20 protein-coding genes are annotated in these 19,582 nt (G+C 66.0%); 13 read left to right on the forward strand and 7 right to left on the reverse strand.

Annotation, left to right across the window (positions count from 1 at the left end; translation table 11 throughout):
• Positions 1 to 121 precede the first annotated feature (121 nt).
• The 4 genes from gnd (at position 122) to ACFWUR_RS10000 (ending at position 3,626) form a co-directional block, all read left to right on the forward strand.
• On the forward strand, positions 122 to 1,153 hold the full coding sequence (gnd, locus tag ACFWUR_RS09985; protein WP_378904719.1) for a phosphogluconate dehydrogenase (NAD(+)-dependent, decarboxylating): 1,032 nt from the start codon (positions 122 to 124) through the stop codon (positions 1,151 to 1,153).
• Positions 1,154 to 1,470: 317 nt separating this feature from the next.
• Entirely contained in the window at positions 1,471 to 2,172 is a 702-nt protein-coding gene (locus tag ACFWUR_RS09990; protein WP_378904722.1) for a hypothetical protein, read from the forward strand.
• Between the two features lie 138 nt (positions 2,173 to 2,310).
• Complete coding sequence (locus ACFWUR_RS09995) at positions 2,311 to 3,267, forward strand: alpha/beta hydrolase (protein ID WP_378905039.1); 957 nt, start codon at positions 2,311 to 2,313, stop codon at positions 3,265 to 3,267.
• Positions 3,268 to 3,410: 143 nt separating this feature from the next.
• On the forward strand, positions 3,411 to 3,626 hold the full coding sequence (locus tag ACFWUR_RS10000) for a hypothetical protein (protein WP_378904725.1): 216 nt from the start codon (positions 3,411 to 3,413) through the stop codon (positions 3,624 to 3,626).
• A gap of 73 nt (positions 3,627 to 3,699) precedes the next feature.
• Here ACFWUR_RS10000 and ACFWUR_RS10005 read toward each other — a convergent pair whose 3' ends face one another.
• Positions 3,700 to 5,037, reverse strand: a complete 1,338-nt coding sequence (locus tag ACFWUR_RS10005) for an acetyl-CoA C-acetyltransferase (protein WP_378904728.1) — start codon at positions 5,035 to 5,037, stop codon at positions 3,700 to 3,702.
• Between the two features lie 204 nt (positions 5,038 to 5,241).
• Here ACFWUR_RS10005 and ACFWUR_RS10010 point away from each other — a divergent pair, with 204 nt between their 5' ends.
• The 6 genes from ACFWUR_RS10010 to ACFWUR_RS10035 all read left to right on the forward strand — a co-directional run bounded on the left by ACFWUR_RS10010 (position 5,242) and on the right by ACFWUR_RS10035 (position 10,747).
• Positions 5,242 to 6,597, forward strand: coding sequence for a 3-oxoacyl-ACP reductase (locus ACFWUR_RS10010; protein ID WP_378904731.1), 1,356 nt, complete (start codon positions 5,242 to 5,244; stop codon positions 6,595 to 6,597).
• Complete coding sequence (locus ACFWUR_RS10015; protein WP_378904734.1) at positions 6,597 to 7,466, forward strand: MaoC family dehydratase; 870 nt, start codon at positions 6,597 to 6,599, stop codon at positions 7,464 to 7,466. Before ACFWUR_RS10010 ends, ACFWUR_RS10015 begins: the two co-directional genes overlap by 1 nt.
• Positions 7,467 to 7,955: 489 nt before the next feature.
• The gene (locus ACFWUR_RS10020) at positions 7,956 to 8,441 is read left to right on the forward strand and encodes a hypothetical protein (protein ID WP_378904737.1); all 486 of its coding nucleotides are present in this window, start codon (positions 7,956 to 7,958) and stop codon (positions 8,439 to 8,441) included.
• Between the two features lie 547 nt (positions 8,442 to 8,988).
• Complete coding sequence (locus ACFWUR_RS10025; protein WP_378904740.1) at positions 8,989 to 9,351, forward strand: hypothetical protein; 363 nt, start codon at positions 8,989 to 8,991, stop codon at positions 9,349 to 9,351.
• Positions 9,352 to 9,941: 590 nt separating this feature from the next.
• On the forward strand, positions 9,942 to 10,385 hold the full coding sequence (locus ACFWUR_RS10030; protein WP_378904742.1) for a helix-turn-helix domain-containing protein: 444 nt from the start codon (positions 9,942 to 9,944) through the stop codon (positions 10,383 to 10,385).
• Positions 10,382 to 10,747, forward strand: coding sequence for a DUF86 domain-containing protein (locus ACFWUR_RS10035; protein ID WP_378904744.1), 366 nt, complete (start codon positions 10,382 to 10,384; stop codon positions 10,745 to 10,747). Before ACFWUR_RS10030 ends, ACFWUR_RS10035 begins: the two co-directional genes overlap by 4 nt.
• Here ACFWUR_RS10035 and ACFWUR_RS10040 read toward each other — a convergent pair.
• Positions 10,744 to 11,325 (reverse strand): cysteine hydrolase family protein, encoded by a 582-nt coding sequence (locus ACFWUR_RS10040; protein WP_378904747.1) that lies wholly within the window; start codon positions 11,323 to 11,325, stop codon positions 10,744 to 10,746. The genes ACFWUR_RS10035 and ACFWUR_RS10040 overlap by 4 nt on opposite strands.
• 75 nt (positions 11,326 to 11,400) lie before the next feature.
• Between ACFWUR_RS10040 and ACFWUR_RS10045 the strand changes: the two genes are divergently transcribed.
• On the forward strand, positions 11,401 to 12,375 hold the full coding sequence (locus ACFWUR_RS10045; RefSeq protein WP_378904750.1) for a GlxA family transcriptional regulator: 975 nt from the start codon (positions 11,401 to 11,403) through the stop codon (positions 12,373 to 12,375).
• A 270-nt stretch (positions 12,376 to 12,645) separates the two neighbouring features.
• The gene (locus ACFWUR_RS10050) at positions 12,646 to 12,909 is read left to right on the forward strand and encodes a hypothetical protein (protein ID WP_378904753.1); all 264 of its coding nucleotides are present in this window, start codon (positions 12,646 to 12,648) and stop codon (positions 12,907 to 12,909) included.
• Positions 12,910 to 12,964: 55 nt separating this feature from the next.
• Here ACFWUR_RS10050 and ACFWUR_RS10055 read toward each other — a convergent pair whose 3' ends face one another.
• Complete coding sequence (locus tag ACFWUR_RS10055) at positions 12,965 to 13,678, reverse strand: helix-turn-helix domain-containing protein (RefSeq protein ID WP_378904756.1); 714 nt, start codon at positions 13,676 to 13,678, stop codon at positions 12,965 to 12,967.
• 331 nt (positions 13,679 to 14,009) lie between these two features.
• A complete protein-coding gene (locus tag ACFWUR_RS10060) occupies positions 14,010 to 15,845 on the reverse strand; it encodes an acyl-CoA dehydrogenase (RefSeq protein WP_378904759.1) in 1,836 nt (611 codons plus the stop codon).
• Positions 15,846 to 16,056: 211 nt separating this feature from the next.
• Here ACFWUR_RS10060 and ACFWUR_RS10065 point away from each other — a divergent pair, with 211 nt between their 5' ends.
• On the forward strand, positions 16,057 to 16,698 hold the full coding sequence (locus ACFWUR_RS10065) for an alpha/beta family hydrolase (RefSeq protein ID WP_378904762.1): 642 nt from the start codon (positions 16,057 to 16,059) through the stop codon (positions 16,696 to 16,698).
• Positions 16,699 to 16,715: 17 nt separating this feature from the next.
• On the opposite strand, the gene ACFWUR_RS10070 is transcribed toward ACFWUR_RS10065, so the two are convergent.
• The 3 genes from ACFWUR_RS10070 to ACFWUR_RS10080 all read right to left on the reverse strand — a co-directional run bounded on the left by ACFWUR_RS10070 (position 16,716) and on the right by ACFWUR_RS10080 (position 19,495).
• Positions 16,716 to 17,387, reverse strand: a complete 672-nt coding sequence (locus ACFWUR_RS10070) for a class I SAM-dependent methyltransferase (protein WP_378904765.1) — start codon at positions 17,385 to 17,387, stop codon at positions 16,716 to 16,718.
• A gap of 83 nt (positions 17,388 to 17,470) precedes the next feature.
• Complete coding sequence (locus tag ACFWUR_RS10075) at positions 17,471 to 18,577, reverse strand: DUF4185 domain-containing protein (RefSeq protein ID WP_378904768.1); 1,107 nt, start codon at positions 18,575 to 18,577, stop codon at positions 17,471 to 17,473.
• A 168-nt stretch (positions 18,578 to 18,745) separates the two neighbouring features.
• Positions 18,746 to 19,495, reverse strand: coding sequence for a crotonase/enoyl-CoA hydratase family protein (locus ACFWUR_RS10080; RefSeq protein ID WP_378904770.1), 750 nt, complete (start codon positions 19,493 to 19,495; stop codon positions 18,746 to 18,748).
• Positions 19,496 to 19,582 lie beyond the last annotated feature (87 nt).

Here is a 19,582-nt window from a genome sequence, read left to right on the forward strand (position 1 = left end):
GCGTTACAGCCCATTCGGAAGAATTTCCGCGCGCGGGGTGACGCCGCCCTCCGGTGCTGCTCGACGTCGCGAGACAATCGAGGTGAGACTCGACACCACGACCGGACAACGAGGAGAACTGATGCAGCTGGGAATGATCGGCCTCGGCCGGATGGGCGCCAACATCGTGCGCCGCATCGTGCGTAACGGACACACCGCTGTGGGTTACGAGCGTCATCCAGAGGCCATTTCCCAGCTGGAGTCCGAACTCGGTGACAAGTTCGGCGGCACGACCGACCTGGCCGAGTTCATCGGCATGCTCGAGGTGCCCCGGGTGGTGTGGGTGATGATCCCCGCCGGTGCCACCGGTGCGGTGATCGAGCAGGTCGCCGAGCTGCTGGAGCCCGGCGACATCATCATCGACGGCGGCAACAGCCGCTACCACGAGGACATCAAGCGCGCGAAGGCCTTGGAGCCCAAGGGTATTCACTACCTCGACATCGGCACCTCGGGTGGCGTGTTCGGTTTGCAGCGTGGCTACTGCCTGATGATCGGTGGGAACCGGGCCCAGGTCGACTACCTCGAGCCGCTCCTGGAAACCATCGCGCCCGGCTACGAGGCTGCCCCCCGCACCCCTGGTCTCACCGGTGAGCCGTCGCAGGCGGAGAAGGGCTATCTGCTGTGCGGTCCGCACGGTGCGGGCCACTTCGTGAAGATGGTCCACAACGGCATCGAATACGGCGCGATGGGCGCCTACGCCGAGGGTCTCAACATCTTGAAGCACGCCAACGCGGGCTCGCAGTATCTGCACGGTGAGCACTCCGCCGAGGAGACGCCGATGGAGCACCCCGAGTACTACATGTACGACCTGGACATCCCGGCGATCACCGAGGTGTGGCGCCGTGGGTCGGTCGTGGCCTCCTGGCTCCTCGACCTCACCGCGTCGGCGCTGGTCGCCGACCCCGAGCTGGACTCCTACGGTGGTCACGTGTCCGATTCCGGCGAAGGCCGTTGGACCATCGACGCCGCCATCGACACCGCGGTCCCCGTCCCGGTCCTCTCCGCAGCCCTCTACCAGCGCTTCTCCTCCCGCGGTCAGGCCTTGTACGCCGACAAGATGCTCTCGGCCATGAGAAAGGCGTTCGGCGGTCATAACGAGCTGCCCCAGAAGTAGCCAGACGCGTATATCCCGAAAGGCGTTCGGCGGCCACAACGAGCTGCCCCAGAAGTAGCCCCCTAGACGCCCGCAGCCGGTCTTTCGTCGCCAGACGGAGGCCGGTTGTCGCGTTTTCGGGGTGATGGAGGTGGGTCGAAAACCTCGGATGCTACCCGTGCCAAAGAGTAAAATAGGTACGTTCCACAAAATGAGAACACGTTCCTATTTTCCAGGACAAACGTCCAGTCCGACCTATACCTTGTGGTCAGAGGGGGGACAGCCCACCTGATGAGGAATTCGCCCCGGCCGTCCGCGCCAGGGCTATGGAGGAAATCATGTTCCGGACTTCGCGTATCGCCGCGGGCTTCGCCACTACCGCGCTCGTCGTCGCGGGCGTCGGTGTCGGCCTGGGTTCCGGCGTCGCCACCGCCGACGCCGCCTGTGCTGTCAGCAGCCACGACACCAAGCAGGACTGGAGCACCGTCGGTGTCACCCACGTCTACGACAAGGTCGCCAGCGCGGAGCAGATCGGTGTCGGCACCTCGGTCACCTACAAGGTGATCGTCGGGACCACCGGGATCGGCAATCCGTACGTCAACACGATCACCGACTTCCCGCCGGTCGGCTTCGGGGCGCCGACCAAGACCACCATCACCGCCTATCACGCGGTCGGCGGCCAGGTCACCGAGGACGTCACCGCCGTGCCCAACGCGGGCGGCTGGAAGGTCACCAGCACCGGGTGGTTCGTCAACTCCGGCAACCCCGTCACCTTGACCATCACCTACCCGGTGCCCAGCGGCATCAAGGTGGGCCAGATGGTCACCAGCGGCGGCGTCGGCGTGGCGGGCACGGTGGGCGTCAGCAACGAAATGCCCGACCTGACTGCTTGTTTCACCGCGCGCGGCGCCAACGCGGGCGAAAGCGTGATCGGCAGCCTCGGCGACAACGGGCTTGGTTCCTCCGACAATCAGCTGAGCTCCACCGGCTCGCTGAGCGACATCATCTCCGACGTGCTGCGCAATCTGATCGGTAGCTGATCGCGTAGCACCTGGTCGCCGGGACGGCTCTCGCGCTGTCGTCCCGGCGCTCCGGGTTGTCGAACAAGTTTGGGACATCTCGGCTGTCATCTGGAGTGAGGATTGATGTTCGTGTTCACCCGTGCGCGCTCGGTCGCGATGTCGACCATCGCGCTGGTGCTGCTGTCGATCGGCACCGCCGGTGCGGACGGCTCTCGGCTCGACGGTATCGATCGGCCCGGCCAGCGGCAGCAGACACTGCACGTGTACTCCGCGTCGATGGACCGGGTGATCCCGCTGCAGGTCATCACGCCGCACGACACCAGCGAGCCACGTCCGACGTTGTATCTGCTCAACGGCGCGGGGGGTGGGCAGGACATCGCGAACTGGTACAACCAGACCGATATCGTGCAGTTCTTCGCCGACAAGAACGTCAACGTCGTCACGCCCGCGGCAGGCGCTTTCTCGTACTACACCGACTGGCAGCGCGACGATCCGAAGCTCGGCCGCAACAAATGGCAGACCTTCCTCACCGAGGAACTGCCGCCGATCATCGATGCCGCCCTGAACGCCACCGGCGTGAATGCCATCGCGGGCCTGTCGATGTCGGCCACCGCGGTGCTCAACCTGGCCATCGCCGCTCCGGACCGCTACCGCGCCGTCGGCGCCTACAGCGGCTGCGCCTCGGTGGATGACCCGCTCGGCCGCGCCGCCATCGACCTGGTCCTCGCCCGCGGCGGAGCCGACCCGGTCAATATGTGGGGCCCGCCCGGCGACCCCGCCTGGCGCGCGAACGATGCCTACCTGAACGCGGAACGCCTGCGCGGCAAGGCGATCTACCTGTCCAGCGCGAGCGGCCTGCCCGGCCCCGCCGAAGCTCTCCCGCCGGGCGCGACGCCCGGAAAAGTCATCGGCATGACCGACCAGATCCTGCTCGGGGGCGCCATCGAGGCTGCTGCCAACCTGTGCACCCAGCGCCTTGCCGCCCGGCTCGCGGAACTGGGCATTCCCGCCCACACCGAATTCCGCCCGGCAGGCTCCCATACCTGGCAGTACTGGGAACAGGACCTGCACAACTCCTGGCCACTTCTGGCTGCGGCCCTCGGCGCGAGCTGATGCCGGTTCGAACAGCTTGTAGCACTGATCAATTCAGGTAGTCAAGCCCCCGGAAGTTATGGATAACGCCCGTGGCGGGGCACCCGATGTGATTATCAGCTTCGCCTAGATTTTCCCCCGAAAGGCTTGTTATGCATCGTCGAATGATCCGAGTCCTGGTTGCCACCGCGGCTGTCGCCGGTCTCGCCGCAGGCGCGTCCCCCGCGCTCGCCGCCCCCGCGCAGCCGGCCGTCGTGGCCGAATCGGGTTCCGCCGGAACCGGTTCGGCACTGGTCGACTTTCCACTGGGCTTCCTGAAGCTCATCATCTGCGGGCCATGGGGGTCCACGCAGCCGCACCCGAACCCGATGTGCCGCTGAGGTCTGACGACGAACGGCGGGTGGTCTCCGGAAGCCGGAAACCACCCGCCGTCGCTGTGTGATCAGGCGCGCACTAGCGCTCGATGATCGCCACCACGCCCTGGCCGCCCGCGGCGCAGATGGAAACCAGCGCGCGGCCGGAGCCCTTCTCCGCCAGCATCTTCGCGGTCGAGGCGACGATGCGGCCGCCGGTCGCGGCGAACGGGTGGCCCGCGGCGAGCGAGGAACCGTTCACGTTGAGCTTGCTGCGGTCGATCGAGCCCAGCGCGGCGTCGAGGCCGAGGCGTTCCTTGCAGTAGGCGTCGGACTCCCACGCGGCCAGGGTGGCCAGTACCACGGAGGCGAAGGCCTCGTGGATCTCGTAGTAGTCGAAGTCCTGCAGGGTCAGGCCGTTGCGGGCCAGCAGACGCGCGACCGCGTAGGTGGGCGCCATCAGCAGGCCGTCGGGGCCGTGGATGTAGTCGACCGCGGCGACCTCGGAGTCCACCAGGTGCGCGAGCACCGGCAGCTTGTGCTCGGCGGCCCACTCGTCGGTGGACAGCAGCACCGCCGACGCGCCGTCGGTGAGCGGGGTCGAGTTGCCCGCGGTCATGGTGGCGTCGCCCGCCTTGACGCCGAACACCGGCTTCAGGGTCGACAGCTTCTCGACGGTCGACCCGGGACGCAGGTTGTCGTCGCGGGTCAGGCCGAGGAACGGGGTGATCAGGTCGTCGAAGAAGCCACGGTCGTAGGCGGCCGCCATGTTCTTGTGCGAGAGGTAGGCCAGTTCGTCCTGCGCCTCGCGGGCCACGCCGAATTCCTTGGCGGTGATGGCGGCGTGCTCACCCATCGACAGCCCGGTACGCGGCTCGGCGTTGCGCGGGATCTCGATGCCGAGCATCGAGGGGCGCAGCTGGCCGACCAGCTTGAGCTTGTCCTTGTTGGTCCGGGCGCGGTTGGCGGTGAGCATCCACTCGCGCATGTCCTCGCTCACGCCGATCGGCGCGTCGGAGGTGGTGTCGGCGCCGCCTCCGATGCCCGACTCGATGCGGCCGAGGGCGATCGCGTCACCGACGGTGACGATCGACTGCAGGCCGGTGCCACAGGCCAGCTGCAGGTCGTGGGCCGGGGTGTAGGGGGAGAGCTTCGAGCCGAGCACGCTCTCGCGGACCAGGCTGTGCTCGCCCACGCGCTTGAGCACCGCGCCGCCGACAACCATGCCGAGGCGCTCGCCCTGCAGGCCGAACCGGCTGACCAGTCCGTCGATGGCGGCGGTGAACATGTCTTGGTTGGACGCCTTCGCGTACGCCTTGTCCGAGCGCGCGAACGGGATGCGGTTGCCGCCAACGATGGCGATCGGGCGCTGGGTCTTGGCGGTCTTGGCGGTGGTGGCCGCAGCCTTGGCCGTCGCCGAGCGGGCTTTACTTGTCACTCGAGTTCTCCATGGTCTCGTCGGATCCGGGTAACGCCGGCCGGTGGAATGGCCCCCGTGCGGTCACAGCGTCGTATCGGTTTACATTAAACTTACTCCGGAGTAAGTTCGTTGTCGACACCGTACCCGCAAGTGTGCGCTCACACGGGGGACACTGGGCGGAGCACGGTCACACACTCGTCGAGCACAGAGAAGGTAGGAACAGTGGCAGCCAAGAGCAAGGGTGCACCGAACCTGTACGGATCTTTCATCCACTCCGCCCCGGGCGCGTTCCTCGCGAGCAAGCTCGGCCTCCCGCAGCCGGCCGAACTGCGCCGCTACAAGGCGGGCGAGCCCGCGCTGCCCGGCCCGGTGCTGCTCGGTGGCAAGGGCCGCCTGGCCGAGCCGGTCCGCGCGCTGCTGTCGGACTACACCGTCGCGGATTCGCTCGACTCGGGCACCAAGTACGGCGCGCTGGTCTTCGACGCCACCGGCATCGACTCGATCGACAAGCTCGCGCAGCTGTTCGAATTCTTCCAGCCCGCCATGCGCAGCCTCGCCCCTTCGGGTCGTGTCGTGGTTCTGGGCACCACGCCCGAACTGGTCGGCTCGGTCGACGAGCAGATCGCCCAGCGCGCGCTCGAGGGCTTCACCCGTTCGGTCGCCAAGGAGCTGCTGCGCGGCGCCACCGGCCAGCTCGTCTACGTGCACCCCGAAGCGGGCACCGCCGCCACCGGCCTCGAGTCGACCCTGCGTTTCCTGCTCTCGGGTAAGTCGGCCTTCGTCGACGGCCAGGTCATCCGCGTCGGCAAGGACGACTCCGTCGCTCCGGCCAGCTGGGACAAGCCCCTCGCCGGCAAGGTCGCCGTGGTCACCGGTGCCGCGCGCGGCATCGGCGCCACCATCGCCGAGGTGTTCGCCCGTGACGGCGCCACCGTGATCGTGGCCGACATCCCCGCCGCGGGCGAGGCGCTGTCGGACACCGCGAACAAGATCGGCGCCACCGCGCTGGCCCTCGACGTCACCGCGCCCGACGCCGCCGAGCGTCTGGCCGAGTTCGCCACCGAGCGTTTCGGCGGCATCGACATCGTCGTGCACAACGCCGGTATCACCCGCGACAAGCTGCTCGCCAACATGGACGAGGGCCGCTGGAGCTCGGTGATCAACGTCAATCTCGCTGCCCCGCACCGCATCACCTCCGGTCTCGTCGCCAAGGGCGTGCTCAAGGAAGGCGGCCGCGTGATCGACGTGTCCTCCATCGCGGGCATCGCGGGCAACCGCGGCCAGACCAACTACGGCGCGTCCAAGGCGGGCGTCATCGGCATGGTCGACGCCGAGTCCCCGCTGCTGGCCGAGAAGGGCATCACCATCAACGCGGTGGCGCCCGGCTTCATCGAGACCGCGATGACCGCCGCGATCCCCGTCGGCACCCGTGAGGCCGGTCGACTGATGAGCTCGCTGCTGCAGGGCGGCCAGACCGTCGACGTCGCCGAGACCATCGCCTACTTCGCGAGCCCCGCGTCGAACGCGGTGAGCGGCAACGTGGTTCGCGTCTGTGGTCAGAGCCTGATCGGCGCCTGATGACCCAGACCATCACCCTCACTGAGGTTCCCAAGAACGGCGCCCTGTACGCGAAGGCGGCGCTGGGTGCCATCCCGCTGCCCGCCGCACTGTCGGGTCGCAAGCCGACCCTGCCCGACCGTCGCGTCGTCGTGGAAGGCGTGCGGGTCGACCCCGATCACCTCGCTGCCTATTGCCACGCCACCGGCCTGCGTTTCAGCGACACCCTGCCGCTGACGTACCCGTTCATCCTCAGCTTCCCGCTGGCGATGCAACTCGTCGTCGCACGGGATTTCCCGTTCAGCGCGGTCGGTGCGGTGCACTTCGAGAACGTCATCGAACGCACCCGCGAGATCTCGCTGTCCGAACCGCTCGATTTCGCCACCCACATCGAGAACCTCCGCGAACACCCGAAAGGCCTTCTGGTGGACGCGATCACGGAGATCAGCGTCGGCCGTGAACTCGTCTGGCGCCAGGTGACCACCTTCCTGCACCAGCAGCGCACGTCCCTCTCTGGTGGCCCCAAGTCGGCGCCTCCCGCCGACGAGGTGCCCCCGCCTCCGCTGCGCGTGCAGCGCGTCGATCAGAAGATGATCAACCGCTACGCCGCCGCGTCCGGTGACCACAATCCGATCCACGTCTCCGGAATCGGCGCCAAGGCAATGGGTTTCCCGCAAACCATCGCCCACGGCATGTGGTCCGCCGCCGCGATCCTCGGCACCATCGAGGGCCGCGTACCCGAAAAGGCCACCTACTCGGTCAAATTCGGCAAGCCGATCTTCCTGCCGTCGTCGGTGAACATCTACGCCGATCAGGTCGGATCCGGCTGGGATCTCTCCATCCTGAACCCCAAAAAGGGCTACCCCCACCTCACCGCCACCCTGCGCTGAGGCTTCACCAGCAAGGGCCGCACACTCCAGGGGGGTGTGCGGCCCTTGTGGTGTTCGGGCACAGGCGAATTGCCCGATCGTCCCCGCGAGGCGCGTCGTTACGCACAATTGCTGTGACTTTACTCATCGCCCCGAATTCATTCGCTGTGTAATTGCCGTCGAGTATTCGAATGGGCATTCTGGTCTACCGTCCGGTGTTTTCTTCTGCGTGCTAAGAAATTGCTCACGGCGCGGTGGGCTGCGTATAGAGTGTTGCCCGAATGCCAATATCGAACGCTCGTGCAGCCGGGCAACTCTTCGGCATCTGAACACTGTGGTGGCCGAATTCGGGGCATTTCGGATGCTTCGCGACGCGTGTAGAACTTCTCTTGCCCAGCGATCGTTCGGTCGCTTCGGCGGGTTCACCTGATCCAGATCCGTGGCGAGAAGTGTGGTGGAGGAAGCGTTGTGAACAAGATCAGTCTTTCGAATCGGAGGGTTCTTCGGGCGGTGGCTGTCGCGGGGGCGATGATGTCGATGGTCGCGTGCGCGGGGGCAGCCGGCGCGGATACCGGTAGCGGCGAGACCGGGAGCGGGGTGATCGACACGGGCAGTGGCATTCTGGGTGATCTGCTCGATGCGGGCAGTGGAATCGTCGGCGGTGGCGCGAGCGGCGGATCTTCCGAGACCGTGCAGCAGTGCAATCGCTCGACGAAGTCGGGTGGGGCGGGGGTGACAAATACGACGCATCAGCTCGGCGTCACCGGTCCCACCTCGTTCGTCCTGACCTACGAAACTCTCAATATTCCCGACCGTATTCAGGTGTTCTACGAAGGCGGCCAAGTGCTCGACACCGGCTATGTCGGCGACAATGCCAACCAGGGCACCGGCTCCCGGGTGGTGTCGTTGCCCGCGGGGTCGTTGTCGACGGTGAGCGTTCGGGTCACGGGGCCGAACGACACCCAGTGGGAGTACACGGTCAACTGCCCGTCCTAGCGTTTTACACCCGTGAGCCACCAGGGCCGCAGGCACGAAAAAGCCTGCGGCCCTGCTTGGAAGCTATCGCTCGGAAATCCGTCGGCAACTGTTGCGGCAAGCCTGAGCGGTCCTGCCTACGAACCGAATACAATTGTGCTGCAATCGGTTACGGACCCCGGCTCGTTACGGGTCCTGTGGGTGAGATCAATCATGCTATACGCCGAGTGTTAACTGGGTATTCAGTAAAGTTCGGCGCAAGCGTGTCGCTCGACCCGAAATCTTCGCGAACGGCCGCATCTGAACCGAATGCCCGATTGATCGATTGTCCAGCGGTAATGATCTTGTTCATGCTCGCGTCTTCATCGCCGGACGGCGATCCGCGAACCATCGATACGAAGTCCCCTGAACGAGGACCACCGAATTCCATCGCAGTGGCAACCGCGCAGCTACGGCACCGCGAATGCCCCGAATGTTGTGGGCTGGGGCAACCCCTGCAGCGCGTGTTAGAAACTTTCAGTCGGCAACAAAGTCGGCAATCATGTTCCATATCAAGGGGTTTCACTTAATGAAGAAGATTCGCACGCTCGGCTTCGGCATCGTCATCGCGGCCGGAATGGCCATGTTCGGCACGGGCGTCGCCACCGCGGACGACACCGCTACCGGTGGCACCCAGGAGGAGACCACCACCGGTTCGGCCGACGGCCTCGCCGAGTTCCTGCAGGCGCTCACCACTGGTTCGGCCGGCGCCGAGGACCCGGCCACCGATGCCGGTGACGCGATCAGCGACGACGCCACCGGTGACGACGGCACCGCCGTGGAGACGGGTTCGGCCGAGGGCCTGGCCGCCGCGCTCGAGGCGCTGCTCAGCGGTTCCGCCGGTGCCGAGGAGCCGACCGATCCGGACGTCGATTCCGGTGCGGGCGCCTGATAACGCAACAGTAGAAAAGGCCGCGCACCGCATGGTGCGCGGCCTTCCGTGTTCTGCCCGGCACCGCGACCGAAATCGCCACTTTCGCTGTACAGCAGCTCCGCAATGGTGTTGTGCAGACATTTTCGAGTCCTGCGCTCAGTACGGGAGTGAGCCTGTCCGCAGAGATCCCGGCAAACATTCTGTTGGCGTCGCAGCCAGTGTTGCGCGCCGATGACGTCGTCTACGTGTTCTTGTGAGCTGATAACAGGAACGATCGACTTCCTGACAGTCAGGTAGATTACGCGCTATGAGTGTGAATTCGGTTTCAAGGCAGTCTATTCCGCTGTTCTCAAGGGTTGCTATGACATCCGTCACCTGCTCGATCTCAGCATTTCCATCGTTATAGCGGCGTAGAGTTCTTGCAGGCCGAGATGCAGTTCAATCAGGTTCTTCAGTGCCAACTATTACACCGTGACCGCGATATCCCCTGACGGGGGCGCGTCAAGTGGGCCGCTCCTTTTCGGGCACTAGGACGGTCGTTTTGTCGTTTCTGTGGCTCTCGTCCATGACGGACCGGTGAGGTTGATATCTTCCGATATGATCGAGGCATGGAAACTGTGCGTGAGCTGCGACTGGCTGCTGGCCTCACTCAGGCCGAGCTGGCTCAGCGCTCCGGTGTGGCGCAGCCCAATATCGCCGCCTACGAGAGTGGCAACCGCCGACCTTCGGCCGCGATGATGGCGCGGCTGCGCGAGGTTGCCAAGCCTCGCCCGTCCGGGGTCGTTGCCGCGCATCGAGATCAGATCATCGCGCTCGCGCTGCGGCACAAGGCACATCGCGTACGCGTGTTCGGTTCTGTGTCGCGGGGCGACGATGTCTCGGGTAGTGATATCGATCTGCTGGTGCGGTTCGACGACGATGCCGACCTGCTCGATATGGCGGAGTTGATGCTCGACTTGGAGGAACTCACCGGTCTTCATGTCGACTTGGTGTCCGAAGGTGGGCTGCCGCCGGGGCCGCACCCCCTCCGGGACGAGGCCAAGCCGCTGTGAGCGGCCGCGATGCCAGCGGGCGGACAGTCGAGAGCCTGCAGGACTTCCTTGCCTTCAGTGAAATGGCGGCACGCATCGTCAGTGGTGGCAAGGCCGCCTACGACGCCGATGAGATCACCAGACTTGCCGCCGAGGCGGTGCTGCATCGACTCGGCGAGTCCGTAGCCCGCCTACCTGCAGAATTCGTCGCGTCGCACCCTGAGGTTTCCTGGCGTGGTGTGAAAGCGACACGGAACCTGGTCGCCCGCAACTACGACGCTGTCGACCACACCATCCACTGGAACCTCCTTGCGAATCGGTTGCCCCGCGAAGCGGCGCTTGTCCGACAGGTACTCGTTGAGCTGGAGTCCGCTGAGGGTTAGTCGCTGAGGTTGGTGGGGGTGGGGACGACGATGCCGTAGAGGTCGCTGATCGTGGCCAGGGCGCTGTCGTGGAGTTGGTCAGCGGAGACCTGGCCGAGGGGGCGGGTGGCGCAGGCGTCGGCGACGACGGTGGGGGTGTTGCCGCGGAGGAAGGCTCCTTCGGAGGTGAAGGTGACGCACATGTGGGTCATGAAGCCGATGACGATGAGGTTCGTGTTGCCCGCAGCGTCGACCAGGTCGGCGAGATTGGTTCCGACGAAGGCGTTAGGGGCGGATTTCACGACGATGGGCTCGTCGGCGATGGGGGCTACCTTGGGGTGGATCTGGCCGATGTCGGCGGTGACGTCGTAGGGCGATCCCACGCCGCTGTCGTGGATGACGTGGATGATCTTCGTGCCGGATTCCCTTGCCGCGGTGAGTAGTTCGGCGGCTACATCGAGGGCGGGCTCCCAGTCGGTCAGTTCCAAGACGCCCTGGGTGTAGGTGTTCTGGTAGTCGACCAGGACGAGGGTGGAGTTGGTCAGGGATGCGGGGGTTTCGTCGAGGCCGTTGAGTTCGCGCAGGGTTGTCGAGGTCATGTGTTCCACGCTATGGCGCCCGAGTAATGTCGGCAATGACATGTAACCTGCAGATTCGGACACGGAGGTGTGGTGATGGCCGAGCGGCTCGTCGTGATCGTGATGTTCGATCAGGTGGATCTGCTCGATGTCACGGGTCCGTCCGAGGTCTTCTCGCTGTTGCAGCGGGAGATGGATGAGCCGACCGGGTATCGGGTCGTGTTGGCCGCGGAGTCGATGGCGCCGGTGACCACCTCGGCGGGAGTTCGGATTCTGCCGGATGTGACGTTCGCCGAGTTGGGGCGGGTGGACACGGTGGTGGTGCCGGGGGCGGTGGAGGCGGACAGCAGGCGGCGCTTCCGCGCGGTGGTGGATCCGGGGGTGGTCGCGGCGGTGGCGCGGTTGGCGGAGGGGGCCCGGCGGGTGGCTTCGGTGTGCGTCGGCGCGCATGTGCTGGCGGCCGCGGGGCTGCTCGACGGGAAGCGGGCGACCACGCATTGGTCGACGGCGCCGCAATTGGCGGCCGAGCATCCGGCGGTCATCGTCGATGCTGATCCGATCTACATTCGTGACGGCAATGTGTGGACCGGTGCGGGACTCACGGCTTGTCTGGATCTCACTTTGGCGTTGGTGGCCGACGATTTCGGGGACGAACTGGCGTTGCGGGTAGCTCGCCAGCTGGTGATGTATCTGAAAAGGCCGGGCGGACAGAGCCAGTTCAGTGTGTCGCTCGAGCCGGTGTCGACCACCCGGCGGATCGAGGATCTGCGGCACTATATTTCGCGCAATATCGCGAGCTCGCTCACGGTCGCCGAGTTGGCCGAGCAGGTTCATGTCGGTGAACGCCAGCTCACGCGCATTTTTCGCACCGAACTCGGGATGACGCCGGCGGCCTACATCGAATCGGCGCGGGTGGAGGTGGCGCGGCATCGGCTCGAGACGAGCGACGAATCGCTCCAACGGATCGCTGCCGGTTGCGGTTTCAACACCGTCGATACGCTCGCTCGCGCATTTCGACGCCAGCTCGACACCACCCCGAACGAGTACCGCCGCCGCTTCCGGATCGAGTGACTCATTATGATCTTGGTCGGACATTGTCGGTGATGATGAGCAACAAGGGGTTTCGAATATGGGAACAGGTATCGCCGAGGAATTGCCGACCGGTTCGGCCACCACGATGCTGTGGGGGTTGACCTCGCTCATGCAGGTGTTGGCCAGTGGGTCGGGTTCCTGACGGTTTGTCTTGCCCCCTTTCATTGGGCTGCCGCTCGGGGCCGTCGCGCTGTTAAACATCTTGTGCGGCGGAAATCCGCAGCAAATCTTAATTGCGAGGGGTTCAGAATGAGTAAGATTCGTGTCTTCGGTGTGGCCATGGCTGCGGCGGCGAGCATCGCCGTGCTCGGTGCGGGTACGGCGTCGGCGGAAGAGCCGGCTCCCGCCACCGGGTCGTCGGAGCAGCTGGCCGCGATCCTGGCCTCGCTGACCTCAGGGTCGGGCGAGGAAGTCGAAGACGTCGTCGAGGACGAGGCCGAGACCGGTTCGGCCGATGGCCTTGCCGCGCTGCTCGAGCAGTTGACGTCGGGTTCGGGCGAAGCCGCCGAGTAACTGCTGAAGAATTCGCGGGCCCCTGTTGCTACGGCAACGGGGGCCTCGCCGCATTTCACCGCACGGGGATCAGGCGGTACAGCCACCACGGGCGGCTGGGAAACGCGGGGTCGTAGATGCGCAGCATCATGCGGCGCTCCAGGCCGGTGCTGCGTTCGCGCAGGCGCAGGTGACGTCGCGCGATGTCCTGCGGGCGAACCTCGCTGGTCCACACCGGATCCCAGTCGGGGGATTCGCAGCACGATTCGGTGATGGCGGTGACGCGCTGGGTGGGGGCGAGCGGGGCGAGCATGCGAAAGGCATGCACCAGGAGCTGGGCTTCGGTGGTCCAGTCGAGGTAGACCTTCTTCGCCACGGGGTTGAGGAACATCCACTCGAGCATGTTCACGCCGGCGCCGAGACCGGGGAAAAGGCGCTGGTAGTCGGAGTTCGCGGCGAGCATGTCCATGGTGGGGAAGCGCGCGAGGCACGCGGGGTGGGTGAGGCTGGCCAGGTCGGCGAGGTCTTCGGCCGACGGTGCGGTGGGGGCGGCACCGGATTCGACGGCGGGCAGGCCGAGGACCAGGATGTGCTTGCGATACCACGGCGGCACGCCGAGGCTGTCGAAAAGCCGTTGCAGCATGGCGGGATTCGGGACGAGGGTCCCTGATTCGATCTGGCTGATGAGAAGTGGCGCGAGCTGTGTGCGGGTGGCGAGTTCGGCCCGCGCGAGCCCCGCGGCCAGTCGCCGCTCACGCAGATACACACTGAGCGCAGTGCTTTCAGTCATCTCAACCCCCGAGCCTCACCCCGACCGACGGTAAAACCCAGGGTACTCGCGGATGTTGGTCCGACGGCCGGGAACTGAAGCCGCCGGTGCCACCACGCGTTCGTGACCATCACGTGACAGGAATGGCCGGCCCCACTTGGCTCAGGTGCCCTCGCGGGCTGACACGCAGACAACGAAATGGCCCGGAGCAAAAGCTCCGGGCCATTCTGCTGATCTAGCAAGAACATGGGTAACTCGTCGGGAACCGGCTAACTACCCACATGCTTTTCCGCTGGCCGCGTACCCAACCGAAGGCCCACCTGAGTCCGGCCAAAATACGCGGAGAAGCGGATCAGAAGGCGGCTTCGTCGAGTTCCATGATGTCGTTGTCCAGGTTGGCCAGGATCGCGCGGGTGGCGGTCAGCTCGGGCAGGACGTTGCGGGCGAAGAACTGCGCCGAGGCGACCTTGCCGGTGTAGAACGCGACGTCGGCGCCGGTGGCACCGTTGTCCAGCGCGGCGAGGGCGATCTCGGCCTGGTTCAGCAGCATCCAGCCGATGAACAGGTCGCCGACGGCCATCAGGAAGCGCACCGAACCCAGGCCGACCTTGTACAGCTCGGTCGGCTGCTCCTGCGCGCCCATCAGGTGGCCGGTCAGGGTGGCGGCCATGGCCTGCACGTCCTCGAGCGCGGTGGCGAGCTGCTTGCGCTCGCCCTTGAGGCGCTCGTTGGCGGAGTCGGACTCCAGGAACTTCTGGATCTGGCCCGCCACGTGGGCCAGGGCCACACCGCGGTCACGCGCGATCTTGCGGAAGAAGAAGTCCTGCGCCTGGATGGCGGTGGTGCCCTCGTACAGCGAGTCGATCTTCGCGTCGCGGATGTACTGCTCGATCGGGTAGTCCTGCAGGAAGCCCGAGCCTCCGAAGGTCTGCAGCGAATCGGTCAGGTACTGGTAGGCGCGCTCGGAGCCGACACCCTTGACGATCGGGAGCAGCAGGTCGTTCACGCGGAACGCGACGTCCTTGTCCGCGCCCGAGACGACCTCGGCGATTTCCGGGTTCTGGTGCGCGGCGGTGTAGAGGTACACCGCGCGCAGGCCCTCGGCGTAGGCCTTCTGCATGGCCAGCGAGCGACGCACGTCGGGGTGGTGGGTGATGGTCACGCGGGGCGCGGCCTTGTCGGTCATCTGGGTCAGGTCGGCACCCTGGACGCGAGTCTTGGCGTACTCGAGCGCGTTCAGGTAGCCGGTCGACAGGGTCGCGATGGCCTTGGTGCCCACCATCATGCGAGCGTTCTCGATGACGTCGAACATCTGCGCGATGCCGTTGTGCACCTCGCCGACGAGCCAGCCCTTGGCGGGAACGCCGTGGCCGCCGAAGGTGAGCTCACAGGTGGTCGAGGCCTTGATGCCCATCTTGTGCTCGACGTTGGTGACGAACACACCGTTGCGGTCGCCGTAGGTCTCGGTCTCGAAGTCGAAGTGGGTCTTCGGGACGTAGAACAGCGACAGGCCCTTGGTGCCCGGTCCGGCGCCCTCGGGGCGAGCCAGCACCAGGTGCATGATGTTTTCGAACATGTCGTCGGAGTCGGCCGAGGTGATGAAGCGCTTGACGCCCTCGATGTGCCAGGTGCCGTCTTCCTGCTTGATCGCCTTGGTGCGACCGGCGCCGACGTCGGAACCGGCATCCGGCTCGGTCAGCACCATGGTGGCGCCCCAGTTGCGGTCGGCGATCTTGGCCGCCCACTTCTTCTGCTCGTCGGTGCCGTTGTTGAAGAACACCTGGGCGAAGCCTGCGCCCGCGGCGTACATCTGGACGGGCGGGTTGGCGCCGAGCACCATCTCCGACAGGGCCCACGCGATGGCGGACGGGGCGCCGAGGCCGCCGAGCTCGTCGTTCAGCGGGACCTTGGCCCACTCGCCGTCCTCGAGCGCCTTGTAGGACTTCTTGAAGGACTCGGGCAGCTTCACGGTGTGGGTGTTCGGGTCGAACACCGGCGGGTTGCGGTCCGCGTCGGCGAACGAATCGGCCAGCGGGCCCTCGGCCAGGCGGCGGACCTCGGAGAGCATTTCCTTGACAGTGTCGGTGTCCAGGTCGCCGAAGGCGCCTGCGTCGAGCACCTTGCCGATGCCGAGAACCTCGAAGAGGTTGAACTCGAGATCGCGAACGTTTGCCTTGTAGTGGCCCATGTGACTACTCACTCTCCGTTGAGTTCTGGTGCGGTCGGTGGTGTGCCGTTCCCGCCCGTCGCCGGTTGTCCGCATGCTACTCGCGGGTAACTTATGGATCATATTACCGGTGGGTAATGGGTTCGGCAAAGGGATGGGCGGCAATGTGATGTGAAAAACACGCGCGGGTGCGGAAACGTTGCTCGCCGCGACCTCGGGGCTACCGTGAGATGTGCGCATCGAGACGACTGCTGGACCGGCCGAGATCGAGCTCGATGAGGTGCGCGATCCGGCATTCCTGCTGGTGATCACGCACGGGGCCGGCGGTGGCGTCGAAGCGAAAGATATTCTGGCCGTGCGCGATTCGGCTGTAGAAGCTGGTGGTTCGGTAGCTCGGGTGGTGCAGCCCTATCGGGTTGCGGGGCGGCGGGCGCCGGGGAACGCGGAGAAACAGGATGAGGCCTGGCTCGAGATAGTGGCGGCGCTGATGGCTCGGTATCCGGGGGTGCCAGTTGTCCAGGGGGGTCGCAGCAATGGAGCGCGAGTTGCGTGCCGGACGGCCGTGGCGGCCGGTGCGAGGGGCGTGATCGCGCTGTCGTTCCCGTTGCATCCGCCGGGCAAGCCAGAGAGGAGCAGGCGAGACGAACTGTTGGCGCCCGGCGATATCGCGGTCGTGGTGATCAACGGGGGTAGTGACCCGTTCGGGGTGCCCGATGCCGCCGACGCCGCCGAAGTACGGGTGATCCCGAAGCAGGCGCACTCGTTCCGCACGGGATTCGACATCATCGCCGCGACGGTAACCCCCTGGTTCGCCCGCTGGACGGTTGATCACCAGGCCCTCAGGGAGGCATCGCCCGAGAAGGAAAATCCCTGACCGCCTGTTGATCTTGGTCAGTCGGTGGGCTCGGGGAGGGGGCGTTCGGCGATGAGGAGGGAATCTATGGCGTCGGGGCCTTCGGTGGGGCGCAAAACCTCGCTGGCGAGGGTGATGGTGAGGTCGTCGCGGGGCAGGTCGGCGCGGAGGTCTTCGGGGGAGAAGAGGATTTGGGGGTCTTGGGGGCCGCCGTAGCCGTCGGTGACGTTGCGGGTGGCGTGACCCAGGATCAGGAGCATGCCGCCGGGGGCGAGCATGTCGGAGAGTTGGTGCAGCAGGGTGCGGCGCTCGTCGGCGGTCAGGTGGACGAAGACCATCAGGATCAGTTCGAAGGGGCCGGTGATCTCGGCGGCTTCGAGGTCGGTGATGTCGGCGGTCTGCCAGTGCACGCGGGAGCGGACCGAGCGCGACAGGCGCGCGGCGACGGTTCTGCCCTTGTCGATGCCCACCTGGGAGAAGTCGACGGCCGTCACCTGCCAGCCGTGGGTGGCCAGCCAGAGTGCGTGGCGGCCTTCGCCGCAGGCCAGGTCGAGGGCCCGGGGAAGCGGGGGCGTGACCCCTGAATCATCGGGGAGCAGTGGGATCCTGCGGTCGAGGCCGTAGACATGTTCGACGACGGTGCTGTTCGGTGGTGCGCCCCACACCAATTCACTACGCGCGTATCGAGAGTCCCACTCCGCCGCATCCATGGGTCGAGTGTAGGACCCGGTCGCCACGTCGTACCGGTCCTACTGTCGGCCGGCTGCGCTCATGCGTTCCACCGCGAAGGTGATCACAGGGTGGTGCGCATGAGTACCACGTTGTACTGGGTGTGGATCGTCGTCATGAAGTAGAGGTCGCGGCCGGTTTGGTAGGGGAAGATCGACGGGGCGTAGGCGGTGGGGAGTTCGCGGGCGTCGATCAACACCTCCGGGGCGCTCCAAGGGCCTACGGGGGAGGCCGCGCGGCGCATCACCACGGAGTTGAACGGGTCGGTGGTCAGGGAGACGAACTGGCCGAGATGCTCGTTGTACATCACCGAGAGTTCGCCGACGCCGCCCATGATGGGAGCGGCCGCGTTCACGTCGTTGAGCTTCCACTCGCCGCCGTCCCAGTACTCGTAGGCGGCCAGGTTCTCGATCTGGGCCTCGGGAACGCGGGCGATGAAGGCGTCGTTGTTGCGGCCGGCGCGGGTGCCGTACTCGTAGACGAAGCCGCCGTCCTTCACGAAGCTGTTCATCTGGAAGTTGGCGTTGCCGCCCTCGTCGGGACGGCGGGTGTGGCCGAGATCGGCCCAGGTCTCGCCGTTGTCGGCCGAGGCCGCCAGGCCGGAGAAGCTGGTGGTCCACTCACCGGGCGCGTCCCAGGTCTTCACCGACATCAACGACATGTACTGCACGCCGTTGGCCGAGATGCCCGCGGTGGGGATGCGGCTGATCTCCAGGAACGGGATCTTCGGGCTGGGGATCAGGTCGCGCGCCTGGCCGATGACGTCGCGTACGACGCTGTCGAACATGATCCCGTCGGCCGGGTTCTTGTCGTGACTGCGGACCAGGATGTTGGAGCGCCACGCCCAGGTGCTGCCTGCGAGCAGGTTGGGAAAGCCGATGCCCGCGGTGTCACCGAAGGCGGTGAGCATCTCGCCGCGCCCGTTGTCCCACATGATGCCGAGGTCGGTGCCGAGGACGTTGTAGTTCTGGGTGTTGTTGGGGCTGGCCATGCCGGTGACCTGGAACACCGCCTGGGTGCGCCCGTGCAGAACGGGCAGGCCGTGGGTGCCGTTGAGCACCGGAATCGGGTTGATGGCGTTGGGGTTGGCCACGGCGGGAGGCGCAGCGCTCACCAGCAAGGCCGTGGTACCTGCGAGCGCGGACAGCAGGATGGATCCGGTCTTGTTCACAGGTTGCTCGAGCCTCCGGGTCGGGCCGAAATCCGGGGCACGGTCCAGGCTTGCCGTCACGTACCACTTTCGGCTGGTCAGCGAATCGAAGCGATGCTAACAGCCGCTAACAGTGATCTGCGGTACATACGTTGGGTAGCTGACATGAAATTCCCGGCGGATTGCTTGTCAGTCGCTACTACTGAGCGCTTTGCGCACCAGCAACGGCAGTTGGGCCATGCGCTCGGCGGCGAAGGTGGCGCGGGAGCCGCGGTGCCACGAGCGGTCGAAAAGGTGCTTGGCGGCGGCCACCGCCTTGCGATCGCGGGCAGTGACGCGGTCGGCGAGATCCTGTGCGGCCTTCACCGGGTCGTCGGCGACGTCGGTGATCAGGCCGATGCGCAGCGCGTAATCGGCGTCGATCGAGTCGGCGGTCATCGCCAGCAGCAGCGCCTGGTCGATGCCGATGAGCTGTGACAACGTAGCGGGGCCCGTCATATCGGGAATCAGGCCGTGGGCGGCTTCCATCACCGAGAACTCCGCGGTCGGCGCGGCGATGCGGAAGTCGGCGGCCAGGGCGAGCTGGAGGCCGCCACCGAAGCAGCGGCCGTGTACCGCGGCGATCACCGGAACGTCGAGGCGGCGCCAGGCCCAGCAGGCTTCCTGGAAGGTGTTGGTCCCGCGCAGGGGGCGGGGGAGGAATTCACGCACGATAGCCAGCGGGTCGCGGGTGGCGGCGGCGATATCGAGGCCGCTACTGAAACTCGGGCCGTTGCCGGTGATGATGACGGCACGGGTTGTCTTGCGGTCGGCCACTTCTCGGGCCGCGGCGACGAGATCGCGGAGCATTTCCAAGGTGAGCCCGTTGTGTTTGCCGGGCCTGTTCAGTTCGACGTAGGCGCGGTCGTTGTCGAAACGGACGGTGATGTGGTCTCCCATGTGGCTATCTTACTCGCGAGTCAGTTCGAGTGGGTGGCCACACGGACGGCATTGCGGCATGATCCGAACGCATCGCGCGTCGCCTCG

This window comes from Nocardia sp. NPDC058633 (assembly GCF_042717045.1).
Taxonomy (GTDB): Bacteria; Actinomycetota; Actinomycetes; order Mycobacteriales; family Mycobacteriaceae; genus Nocardia.